10 protein-coding genes are annotated in these 11,690 nt (G+C 59.6%); 6 read left to right on the forward strand and 4 right to left on the reverse strand.

Annotated features, from left to right (window positions below; genetic code table 11):
- Positions 1-39: 39 nt before the first annotated feature.
- The gene (locus AO277_RS19945) at positions 40-945 is read right to left on the reverse strand and encodes a LysR family transcriptional regulator (protein WP_002554377.1); all 906 of its coding nucleotides are present in this window, start codon (positions 943-945) and stop codon (positions 40-42) included.
- 172 nt (positions 946-1,117) lie between these two features.
- On the opposite strand from AO277_RS19945, the gene AO277_RS19950 reads away from it, so the two are divergent.
- The 3 genes from AO277_RS19950 to AO277_RS19960 are packed head-to-tail and all read left to right on the forward strand — an operon-like array spanning position 1,118 to position 4,691.
- A complete protein-coding gene (locus tag AO277_RS19950) occupies positions 1,118-2,008 on the forward strand; it encodes an NAD(P)-dependent oxidoreductase (RefSeq protein ID WP_044318657.1) in 891 nt (296 codons plus the stop codon).
- A gap of 3 nt (positions 2,009-2,011) precedes the next feature.
- A complete protein-coding gene (locus AO277_RS19955) occupies positions 2,012-3,529 on the forward strand; it encodes an aldehyde dehydrogenase family protein (protein WP_044318656.1) in 1,518 nt (505 codons plus the stop codon).
- 4 nt (positions 3,530-3,533) lie between these two features.
- Positions 3,534-4,691 carry a M20 aminoacylase family protein gene (locus AO277_RS19960; protein WP_044318655.1) on the forward strand — a complete coding sequence of 386 codons (1,158 nt, stop codon included), beginning with the start codon at positions 3,534-3,536 and terminating at the stop codon, positions 4,689-4,691.
- A gap of 122 nt (positions 4,692-4,813) precedes the next feature.
- On the opposite strand, the gene AO277_RS19965 is transcribed toward AO277_RS19960, so the two are convergent.
- Positions 4,814-5,740: a LysR family transcriptional regulator gene (locus tag AO277_RS19965; protein ID WP_080899238.1), complete on the reverse strand. Its 927-nt coding sequence runs from the start codon at positions 5,738-5,740 to the stop codon at positions 4,814-4,816.
- A 155-nt stretch (positions 5,741-5,895) separates the two neighbouring features.
- Between AO277_RS19965 and AO277_RS19970 the strand changes: the two genes are divergently transcribed.
- The gene (locus tag AO277_RS19970; protein ID WP_044318653.1) at positions 5,896-6,678 is read left to right on the forward strand and encodes a YqcI/YcgG family protein; all 783 of its coding nucleotides are present in this window, start codon (positions 5,896-5,898) and stop codon (positions 6,676-6,678) included.
- A gap of 6 nt (positions 6,679-6,684) precedes the next feature.
- Positions 6,685-7,326, forward strand: a complete 642-nt coding sequence (locus AO277_RS19975; protein ID WP_002554371.1) for a LysE family translocator — start codon at positions 6,685-6,687, stop codon at positions 7,324-7,326.
- Between the two features lie 13 nt (positions 7,327-7,339).
- Here AO277_RS19975 and AO277_RS19980 read toward each other — a convergent pair whose 3' ends face one another.
- Positions 7,340-8,716 (reverse strand): L-serine ammonia-lyase, encoded by a 1,377-nt coding sequence (locus AO277_RS19980; RefSeq protein WP_044318652.1) that lies wholly within the window; start codon positions 8,714-8,716, stop codon positions 7,340-7,342.
- Between the two features lie 129 nt (positions 8,717-8,845).
- On the opposite strand from AO277_RS19980, the gene AO277_RS19985 reads away from it, so the two are divergent.
- Positions 8,846-9,757 carry a LysR substrate-binding domain-containing protein gene (locus AO277_RS19985; protein WP_002554369.1) on the forward strand — a complete coding sequence of 304 codons (912 nt, stop codon included), beginning with the start codon at positions 8,846-8,848 and terminating at the stop codon, positions 9,755-9,757.
- Positions 9,758-9,769: 12 nt separating this feature from the next.
- Here the strand turns inward: AO277_RS19985 and AO277_RS19990 are convergent, their stop codons facing one another.
- Positions 9,770-11,098, reverse strand: coding sequence for a DUF3100 domain-containing protein (locus AO277_RS19990; protein ID WP_044318651.1), 1,329 nt, complete (start codon positions 11,096-11,098; stop codon positions 9,770-9,772).
- Between the last annotated feature and the right edge of the window lie 592 nt (positions 11,099-11,690).

An 11,690-nucleotide genomic window follows, 5' to 3' on the forward strand; every position in this document is an offset into this window, starting at 1 on the left:
TGGTTCAGCGCGATTGGTCGAAGCGGGACTAACGGTAGGTCAATTGCGAAACGCCGTCATGTCCTGCAACAGCATGCCCATCAGGCGGTTGGCACCGACGCTGAGCTGCCGGCCCAGACGGCTGATCAAATGCGTCTGCGGGCTGCTGAACACCTCATGCTGCAAGGGCAGGGCGCGCAGTTTTCCGGCCTTTATCTCCTCCTCCACAACAAAGGTCGGCAACAGCGTGACGCCACCCTGCATGGCGAAATGCTTGAGCATGGCGAAGGTGCTGCAGGTCAGTGTCGGCTGCACTGTAATACCCAGTTGATGTTCGGCCTGCAGAAGAATCTGGCGAATGCCGTAAGACACAGCAGGCAGCGCGACACGGTAGTGTTCCAGTGCCCGCAGCTCTATCGGAGCCTGCTCTTGCGTCAGCGGATGATCGGGTGCGGTGATCACGCACACTGGCTTGCGTTGATGGGCGTGAGAGCGGATTTTCGGGTCGGCAGCGGGGTTGAAGACCAGGCCGATATGCGCTTCGTCCTCCACCACCTGGCGAATCACCTCGTTGCTGCCACAAACGTTCACGAGCAGTTCGATGCGCGGGTACAGCTCGGAAAACCGGGCCAGCGGCTGGGCGAGGCTTTCAAGAAAACCTTCTCCGGACACCAATGTCACAGAGCCGCTGTGCAGGCCTTTCAGGGCCTGAATCGAATCCAGCAGGACCTCCTGCTGCGTCAGTCGCTGGCGGTAGTAGGCCAGCACCTTGTCGCCTGCTTCAGTGGGTTTGACCCCTCGGCGATGGCGCTCGAGCAATGGCGAGCCGAGCTCCTGTTCCAGTTGCGCGATCTGGCGGCTGACCGCCGAGGGCGCGACGTTGAGGAAGTCGGCGGCAGCCCTGACGCTGCCCAGCCGCACGGCTTCGAAGAAATACAGGATGCGTCGATCTTGCACCAGGCTCATAAGGCTCCTGTAGAGGCTCTGTGTTGCGCTAAAGGCAACATAAATTCGATTTGAGGATTATTGCTGAGAGGTGAGAGCGCTGTCCATACTCGGATCATCAGCACATTGCTCGCCGACAAGGCTCGCAGCGTCGTTCTCGAATTCGTACAAAACCTTTGACCGGGATGCAGACATGACTTTGAAAGCAGGTGTGATCGGATTGGGCAACATGGGCGGCGGCATGGCTGCCACGCTGGCGGGCAAGGGCTTTGATGTCAGCGGCTTCGACCTGTCGCAGGCTGCGCTGGCCCAGGCTGAAAGCAAAGGCGTCAAGCCGGTTGCCGACCGCAAGCAACTGATTCAAGGCGTGGACATTCTGATCCTGTCGCTGCCCAAGGCCGAGCATGTGGAGTCGGTGTGCCTTGGTGCGGGTGGCATCAGCGAGTTCGGTCGCAAGGGCTTGATCGTGGTCGATACCACCACATCAACACCGGAAATGAGCCGTAAGGTCGCCGCCGAACTGGCCAAAACCGGCATTGCCTTTATCGATGCACCTGTCTCGGGCGGCCCGAAAGGCGCAGCCACCGGCACCATGTCGATGGTCATCGGCGCTGAAGATGCCGATCTTGCGCGCGCCATGCCGATTTTGGAAGGAATGAGCAGCACACGCGTGCACGTCGGCCAGTGCGGCGCAGGCAATGTGGCCAAGATCGCCAACAACATGCTCGCCGCCTGCCACCTGATCAGCACTGCCGAAGCCGTGGCGATGGCCGCGCGTGCAGGTGTCGATCCGGAAAAACTTCTGCAGGGCCTGAATGCCGGTTCCGGACGCAGCGGTGCCACGCAAGTGATGTTCCCGACCTGGGTACTCAACAAGGCCTATGACTCGGGTTTCACCATGGGCCTGATGCGCAAGGACGTCGGCCTGGCCAGCGATCTGGCGGACAGCCTGGGCATGGACCTGCCGCTGTCGCGGGTCGTCGCGCAATTGTGGCAGGCCAGCAGCGAAACCCTTGCGGACAACGAAGACTTCTGCGCCATCGTGCAACGCACCGATGGCAAACTTTACGGTCATGGAGAATAAGCGATGAGCACTGCAAAAATCCTCGAACTGATGCGTCCTTACTGGGGCGATCGCAGTGTCATCGCCAGCTACGTCGGCGGCCAGTTCATCGAAGGCCACGGCGCGCCGGTTGAAGTGCGCAATGCCCATGACGACAGCCTGTTGCTGAGCTTTCCGGACGCTGACGAGTCGTTGGTCGACATCGCCGACAAGGCGGCCAAGGCTGCGCAGCAGCAATGGTGGGCGCTGACCGCTCAGGCGCGGGGTCGCGCCATGTACCAGGTAGGCAATCTGATTCGTGAAGAACTGGAACATCTTGCGCAGATCGAATCCCTGACCGCCAACAAGCCGATCCGCGATGCCCGCGTTGAAGTGCTCAAGGTAGCCGAGATGTTCGAGTATTACGCCGGCTGGGCAGACAAGCTGCATGGCGAAATCATCCCGGTGCCGACCACCCACCTCAACTACGTGACCTACGAACCGCTGGGCACGGTGTTGCAGATCACCCCGTGGAACGCGCCGATCTTCACCTGCGGCTGGCAGATCGCCCCGGCGATTGCGGCGGGTAACGCAGTCATCCTCAAACCGTCGGAACTGACGCCGCTGAGCTCTTTGATGGTCGGTGTGCTGATTGAGCGCGCGGGAGTACCGAAAGGGCTGGTCAACGTGATTGCCGGTTTCGGCCATTCCATCGGCCAGGCGTTCATTGCCAAGGCTGACCTCCGCAAAGTGGTGTTCGTCGGCTCGCCAGCGACCGGTCGGCATATCGCCGTGGCTGCGGCGCAGCGCTGTATTCCCGCGGTGCTGGAGCTGGGTGGCAAGTCAGCCAACATCGTATTCGACGATGCGGATCTGGAAGTGGCCTTGCGTGGCGCTCAGGCGGCGATTTTCTCCGGTGCCGGGCAAAGTTGTGTCTCCGGCTCACGGCTGCTGGTGCAGGAATCGATTTTCGAGAAGTTCACCAAAGCGCTGGCGGTGGCGGCGACTCAGTTCAAGGTCGGCGACCCCGGCGACCCGGACACCCAGATCGGCCCGATCAACAATGCCAAGCAGTACAACCACGTGAAGAGCATGGTCGAGCGCGCATTGAAAGACGGCGCAAGACTGATTGGCGAGCAGGCTGATCCGATCCCGAACAAGCCGGGTTATTACGTCAACCCGACGGTGTTGGCGGGCACCAACGAGCTGCATTGTGCGCAGGAAGAAATCTTCGGCCCGGTGGTGGTAGCGATTCCGTTCAAGGATGAAGAAGACGCTATCCGCATCGCCAACGACAGCCGTTTCGGTCTGGCCGGTGGTGTCTGGACCCGCGATGTCGGCCGCGCTCACCGCGTTGCAAAGCAAGTGCGAGCGGGGACCTTCTGGGTCAACGGTTACAAGACGATTCACGTCAGCTCGCCGTTTGGCGGCTATGGTGAAAGTGGTTATGGCCGTTCTTCGGGTCTGGATGCGCTGCGCGAGTACAGCGAAGTGAAAAGCGTCTGGGTCGAAACCGCCGCCAAGCCTGCCGCCAGTTTTGGCTACGGCGCGAGTCTGGAGTAAGTACATGCCTATTTCAAAGACACTGATCGACGAAGCAACTGTCTGGCGCCGCACGATCCACGCTGCGCCGGAGCTGGGGTTTCAGGAGCTGAAAACCTCGGACAAGGTGGCTGATCTGCTGAGTAGCTTCGGCATTCAGGTGCACCGCGGTCTGGGCGGTACTGGCGTGGTCGGCACCCTGCGCAATGGCGACGGCCCGACCATCGGCATTCGTGCCGACATGGACGCTCTGCCTATTCAGGAGCTGGGCGACAGCGTGCACAAGTCGGCCCATAAGGGCTGCATGCATGCCTGCGGACACGATGGCCATACGGCAATTCTGCTGGCCACCGCCCGGCACCTGTCGGAACCCCGCCGGTTTGCTGGCACAGTGCATTTTGTCTTTCAGCCTGCCGAGGAAAACCTCGGCGGCGCGCAACGGATGATCGAAGACGGTCTGTTCGAGCGCTTTCCGATGGAAGCGATCTACGGTTTGCACAACTGGCCGGGCGTGCCTGCTGGCAAGGTGGTGATCAATCCAGGGCCGATGATGGCATCGCTGGACACCTTCGAAATCACCCTGACTGGCAAGGGCAGCCATGCGGCCATGCCGGACAAGGGCAATGACCCGATTGTGGCGGCTGCCGAACTGGTGCTGGGGCTGCAGACCATCGTTTCCCGTCGTCTGTCGCCACTGGATTCTGCGGTGGTCAGCATCACCCAGTTCAACGCCGGTGAAGCAATCAACGTCATCCCGGAAACCGCAGTTTTGCGCGGCACGGTGCGTTGTTTGCAAACGCCGGTGCGCGAGAAGGTTCAGCAACTGATCGGCGAGTTCGTCGAGCGTTTGCCGACGGCCTTCGGGGTGCGTGGCGAACTGGTCTACAACGTGGGGTATCCGGTGACTGAAAACCACGTCGATGCTGCTGCTACGATCCGCCGCGCAGCGGTCGCCGCGGTGGGGGAGAACAACGTGCAGTGGGGCTGCAACCCGTCGATGGCCTCCGAAGACTTCGCCTTCATGCTGCATGCCTGCCCGGGTGCGTACATCTGGATGGGCGTCGATGGCGAGAAACCGTCGGCGGCGTTGCATAACCCGTATTACGACTTCAACGACCAGGTGATCGAACCGGGTGTGGCGGTCTGGACATCGCTGGTGGAGCAGTGTCTGCCGCTGAGTTGAATGGCTTGCATACTATGCCGTAGGAGTGAGCTTGCTCACGAAGGCAATGGTCCAGACGCCCTTTTTATGGGGTTGTCCGGCTTCTTCTTGAGCAAGCTCACTCCCACCGGGAACGGACTCCTTCAAGGTGCCGCGAGCAACTCCACTGCAATACCGGATATGTCCGGCAGGCAGGTCAGCAGGTGGTCGCGCAGTTCCAGTACTCGCTGGCGCTTGAAGCTGTCCTGCAGCCAGACCAGGTAATAGGCATCTCCGGTGCCAACCGCCGAGTTGAACGGCAGAAAGACCTGACCTTCGTTCAGGTCATCAGCGACCAGAAACAGATCGCCAATCGACACACCGTGCCCTCTGACTGCAGCGGTAATGCCCTGATCAAGGGTGTCGAACACCTTGCCTTTGCTCAACGTCACCTGACCAGAGAGGTCCATCCGGCTCAGCCAGCGCCGCCAGTCGCGGCGGTCGCTGGATGGATGGATAAGTTCAGCGGCCTGAAGCCTCTCTGTTCCCCACGGCTGGTCGCCTAACGTGTCTGCCGAGCAGATCGGAATCAGCCATTCATCGAACAGCTTGCAGGTTTCCACCTCGGCACCAAAGTTGCCATTGCCCAGCAGAGTCGCGCAGTCGAAAGGCTCCGAATAGAAGTCCACGCTATCAAAGTCCATCCACACGCTGGAGAGCTGTACCGGCAGGGCAGGCGCAGGCTTTTTGAAGGACTCCAGCGCGTGCAGCAGCCAGCGCATGGTCAGGGTGGACGGTGATTTGAGGCGCAGATTCGCGCCCTGACCCCGGAATGGCTGGCAGGCGTCCTCGATAATCCGGAAGCCGATCTTGAGTTGACTGGACAGCCGCCGGCCCTCGTCACTGAGCGAAAGCCGCGGGCCATTGCGCTCGAACAATCGACAGCCAAGGGTTTCTTCCAGGGTACGAATATGACGACTGATGGCACTCTGGGTAAGGGAGAGCTCCTGCGCAGCACGCGTAAATGAACATGATCGAGCCGCGACTTCAAAGGCTCTCAGCGCGTAAAGAGGCGGTATGTATACGTTCAGTCATGTGATAACTAACCATGATTATTTGTCATAGTAGGTTACACCTTTTTCCATTTTTCCGCGCACGCGTCTTCGGTCAGAATCGCCGGTTCGTCCACTGTCGTAAAAATCAAACAATAAGGCGGTGTTCTTATCTGCTGCGTGCGTGAGGGAATATGCTGCCCAAGTCCGAAAAGCTGTTACGCCAATCTGTTGTAAGACATTTGCTGGAAAGTGACACCGCCCTGGAAATGGGCTGGAGGGTTCAGGCTTATAGGCAGTTCGAGCAGGTGCTGAGTGACAAGGGCTTTCCTTGTCTTTTTGGCCGCCGTGCCAACAAGTCCGGAAGCTGTCTGCTGCTGTTCATCCCCTGTGAGAATGAGCAACAAGCGCTACGTGACGGCATGGAAGCGTACGTAAAGTTCGTTAATGACACGCCACTTGAAGATCGCCTGTTCAACCCGTTGATTGTCATTTTCGAGAAAACCGATTTCAACACCTTGGCCGAAGAGCAGGCTTATGCGTGGGCCACCTTGCAGCATTTACATGACGGTGACCGAACGCCCTGGCCGGCCAAAGCCTGCACAGACCCTGAAGTGTTCGAGTGGACCTATCACTTCGCCGGACTGCCGATGTTCATCAACATGAGCTTTCCCCGTCACAGCGCGATGAAAAGCCGTTCGCTGGGTGGGCACATTGTGTTTGTGGTCAACCCTCGGGAGAACTTTGACGAGGTGGCAAGCGCCGAGACGGAAAGTGGTCGCAAGGTCAGGGAAAAGATTCGCCAGCGAATCGCCGATTACAACAACGGCGTGGTACCCGACACGCTGGGTTTTTTCGGCGACCGTAGCAGCCTGGAATGGAAGCAATACCAACTGTATGAAGAAAGCGGGCTTTCACTGTCCCGTTGTCCTCTGCATATCAAAGTCGACAAGACTGACCATTTGAACGAGCGTTGAGTACCCATGGATATATCGTTGCTGCTGATCTACATGTTCAGCGTCTTCATGCTGATCATCACCCCTGGTCCGGTGGTGGCACTGGTCGTCAATACCAGCCTGGCGTGCGGGCCGAAACGCGCGATGCTGACGGCGCTGGGCACCAACTGGGCATCACTGGTGTTGGTGTTGGTCGCGGCATTGATTCTGACGGGAACGCTGTCGGTGAGCGTAAGCATGCTCAACTGGATCAGCCTGGTGGGCTGTTTCTTCATCGCCTATCTGTCAATGCAGGCGCTGGAACAGGCGTTGCGTTACGCCCAGACGCCGCCTGAAGCAGCGCCAGCGCCGTTGCCTGCGCGTAGCAGGCACAGCGGGCTAGTGACCGGTTTTCTGGTGGGGATTTCCAATCCGAAGGACATCATCTTCTTCGTCTCGTTTTTCCCGCAGTTCATTCACGTCACCGAATCGTTCAAGGGCAGCATTGCCTTGTTGTCGTTGCTGTGGATCATCATTGACCTGTCGATCCTGTTTGCCTACATCTTCCTGATGCGTCAGAAGCTGGCCTTGAAGTACAAGCGCAAGATCGAAGTCGCCTCCAGCGTGACCTTGCTGCTGATCGCGCTGGGCGGGATATTCTATTCGGGCTCGGCACTGTTGAATCAGTAAACGCCTGCGCCGATCAGCACTCGATCAGATTGACTGCCAGCCCGCCGCGTGAAGTTTCCTTGTATTTATCGTGCATGTCCGCGCCGGTATCGCGCATGGTGCGGATGGCGTGGTCCAGCGAGATGAAGTGCTCGCCGTCGCCGCGCAGCGCCATTTGTGCAGCGTTGATTGCTTTCACGGCAGCAATCGCGTTGCGCTCGATGCAAGGGATTTGCACCAGCCCGCGGACCGGGTCGCAGGTCAGTCCCAGGTTGTGTTCCAGACCAATTTCGGCCGCGTTTTCCACCTGTTCGGGCGTGGCACCGAGAATTTCCGCCAGGCCAGCGGCGGCCATTGCGCAGGCCGATCCTACTTCGCCCTGACAACCCACTTCGGCACCGGAAATGGACGCGTTCTTCTTGCACAGAATGCCGACCGCAGCGGCGCTGAGGAAGAAACGCACCACGTCGTCATCATTGGCCGTAGGCTTGAACTTCATGAAGTAATGCAGCACCGCAGGCACGATACCCGCCGCGCCGTTGGTGGGCGCAGTCACCATGCGCCCGCCCGCGGCGTTTTCCTCGTTGACCGCCAGGGCGAACAGGTTGACCCACTCCATGGCGCTCAGGGTCGAGCCGATCACGTTCGGGTTATCGAGGTTCTGCAGGCTCTGATGCAGGCGGTAGGCGCGACGGCGCACGTTCAACCCGCCGGGCAGGATGCCGGTTTCAAGCAGGCCCTTGTCCACGCAGGCGCGCATCGCGGCCCAGATGACCATTATTTTCTCGCGAATTTCTTCCTCGCTGCGCCATACCTTCTCGTTGGCCATCATCAGTTCGGAAATGCTCATGCCGTGGGTCTTGCACAGCTTCAGCAGCTGCGCGCCACTGAAAAAATCGTAGGGTAGGACGGTGGTGTCGTTGTCCAGCACGCCGCTGGCTGCCTGTTCGGCATCGATCACAAAGCCGCCACCCACCGAATAGTAGGTTTGCTCGTAAACTTCACCGGTCTTCCCATAGGCGCACAGCGTCATGCCGTTGGGGTGATAGGGAAGGTTTTCATTGAGCAGGCACATGTCCCGCTCCCAGACGAAGGTGATGGCCTGCTCGCCCGCCAGCATCAACTGGTTATCGGCACGCAGCGCGTCGATGCGCTGGTTGACCTGGCCAGGGTCGATCTGGTCCGGCCATTCGCCCATCAAGCCCATGACGGTTGCGCGATCGCTGCCGTGTCCGATGCCGGTGGCCGACAGAGAGCCGTACAATCGCACCTCGATCCGTTCTACGCTGTGCAACCGGTTCTGGTTACGCAGCTTGGTCACGAACAGTGCCCCGGCGCGCATTGGCCCGACGGTGTGGGAACTGGACGGCCCGATGCCGATTTTGAACATGTCGAAGACGCTGATAGCCATCACGAAGGTCCTTCAGGTGAGATGATGCACGGGAATTTGGTATTCCCCTTTTTCTGTTACTCATCTTTGGCTTCGGCTGTCGAAACGACAAACGATTGTTGCTATGCAACGCTTTAGCGGAACTCTTCAATGAGCAGAATCTTCAACGCACAGATGCACGCCTGGTTACAGGTGTTCGCCTGCGCAGCCCGACATCTTTCCTTCACCCGGTGCGCCGAAGAGCTGCACGTCACTCCCGGCGCGATCAGCCAGCAGATGCGCCAGCTTGAAGAGCGCCTGGGCTTCGCGCTGTTTCACCGGGTCGGGCGCGGGCTGGAGCTGACCGCCGAAGGCCAGCGTCTGGCGGTGGTCGCCAACGAGGTGCAGAGCCGTATCAGCGAAGAGCTGCGTCTGCTGTATTCCGGACGCATTGGCGGGGTGTTCAAGCTGCGCTGCATCCCTTCGTTTCTCAGCAAATGGCTGATGCCACGCCTGCCACGTTTGCAGGAAGCGTTTCCGGACATCCAGTTGCGGATCATTGCCGAAGACAGCAGCGGGTCGTTGCGCGATGACGATTTCGATCTGGCCATCGACCTGAACGACGGCAGCTATCCGGGGCTGTCGACCACGCCGTTGCTGGAAGAAGAGCTGTTTGCGGTCTGTTCGCCAAGCCTGCTGGTGGGCAAGCCGCCACTCGATACGCCCAGCCAGCTGGTGCATTTTCCGTTGCTGCATGACATAACTGCCTGGCGCGGCAGCTACGAATACGCTGAGTGGGAGTTTTATCTGACCGCCATCGGCGCTGATGGTATCGACGTGCGCCGTGGTCACACCTTCAACCGCAACCACCTGACCATCGACGCCGCGCGCATGGGCATGGGCGTGGCCATTGCCCGCAAAGCGCTGATTACTGATGAGCTGGAGCAAGGCTTGCTGATCGTGCCGTTCGGGCATCCGATCAAGGCCAGGAAGAAATACGTCCTGGCCTATCGTGAGGGTGCGCTCTCTACTCCGGCACGCCGCGCCGTGCATGACTGGCTGGTGAACGAAGCGGTGATCTAGCCCGCTCCAGAATCAATGAAACATCTCGGCAATCAGCACGGCGCCGATGAAGGTGCCGAAGTTGGCCAGGAACGATACCAGCACAATTCGCCAGCCCAGACGGCGGAAGGCTGGCAGGTCCTTGGCAATCGACAGGCCTGCAAAGGTCAGCATCGGGGTAATGACCGCCAGCATGTTGATCGAACTGGTCATCCGGGCAATCTCGGCCGCCCAGGGGCAGGCCGGTGAAGTCAGGAACATCGCCACCAGCGACACCATGCACACTGCCGGGATCTTGCGACGGATCAGGTTGCACAGCGCTTCGCCGACGAAGGCACAGAAAATCATGATGCCCATGCCGGTGAATGCATCGGCCGACAGCGTCTTGTAGCCGACATAGTTGGCAATCAGCGCCAGTGCACCGGCTGCCAGCCACGCACTGATCTTGACCGCCCAGCCCAGTTCCGGAACTTCCAGTGACACATCGCTGTGGCGCAGGCCTTCATCAGTCATGGACGCCTTGGTGGTGCGGCCGATCAGCGGCTCAAGCACCCGATAGCCCCACACCGCCAGTGGCAGGGAGATAAACAGGGTGAAGTAAGTGCCGATGGTGGTGGTGATCAGGTTTGATGCCGCCGCCAGCGTCATGACCTCCTTGGCAACTTCCGGCGTCTGCTGCGCGGCAATCGCTCCGGCTGCAGCAGCCATCATGCTGCCCGAGCCGATGCCCGAGCCCATCGCCAGCGAATTGGGATGGAAGATCCCCAGGCTGGCGATAAAGCCTGCAACGATGGCAATGAACAGCGCACCGAACAGGGTGCCGGTCAGGTACTCGGCCAGTACGCCGCGGCCTTCCGGGGAGTCCATGCCGTAGCGCTCGCCGATGATTGCCAGGCTGGGCTCGCGGCCAACCGAGAACGTCGCGCCGATTGCCTCACGCTTGATGCCCAGCAGCAGCGCGACCGGCAGGCCGAGCACCACGGTGCCGACAAAGTGGCCAAACTCCTGAAACACCAGCGCCCATCCCGAGGCGAACACCACCGGCAGCGAGCCGCCGACGACGAGACCGAGTTTGGCGATGAAAATCAGCAGGGCGGGTTGCAGGATCGAGGCCGAGCGCAGCTGGATGCCGTGATCGATACCGATGCTGCCTGGCAGGCGGCGACTGGCGATCCCGACCATCGCGCCTAACAGCAGCGCCCACACCATCGGTAGCAGCACCACCTTGCCGGGGCCCAGCGGGATACTGATGGCACCGATCATCTCGGCAATGATCAGGATAACGGCGGCCCAGAGATACAGCTTCACCGTCGATGAAACGGCCTGATTGTCGCCCGACACTGCAGCGTGTGAGTTTTGCATGATGATCCCCTTGCCTGCTGAATGGCCTTTTTCAGGCCTTATCAATCGTTATTCTGTTTTTCAGGTCGGCGCGATGAGGCGCCAGGGCAGCGTTGGAAAGTCCATGAAGTCATGGAGGCCGTTATCCGGCCGAGTATTTTTATGAGGTCTGAACGTGATCCGGACCCAGGCTGCTTCGAGCCTTTGCAAGGGGATTACAGGGTGCGTTATTTGAAGGGATGAGCCTTTGAATACGGCACTTTGCTGTCCACACGCAATCGCAGTATGCATAGCGCGAGGTTGCACACCAATATTGCGAATTTTATTTATCGTTGCTTTAAACAGAACGCAGAACGCTAAGGGAATGTGACGCAGAGCGCTCATCATTATGCACAAGTCCGCTTTTGATTCTGGCCGAAGGCCGTAGGAGCGAACTCGTTCGCGAAGACGATGTTGGCTATCGTGCCGACGCTCCGCGTCGTCATGCCGTTCCGGACGCTCCGCGTCCTCTTTGCGACGCAGAGCGTCGAGACCTGCATTCCCACGCGGAGTGGTATGCCCCCCGAAGGTTGGACAATTATCCACTTACGCTGCCTTGGCGGCCTGCATCCTG

This window comes from Pseudomonas amygdali, assembly GCF_002699855.1.
Taxonomy (GTDB): Bacteria; Pseudomonadota; Gammaproteobacteria; order Pseudomonadales; family Pseudomonadaceae; genus Aquipseudomonas; species Aquipseudomonas amygdali.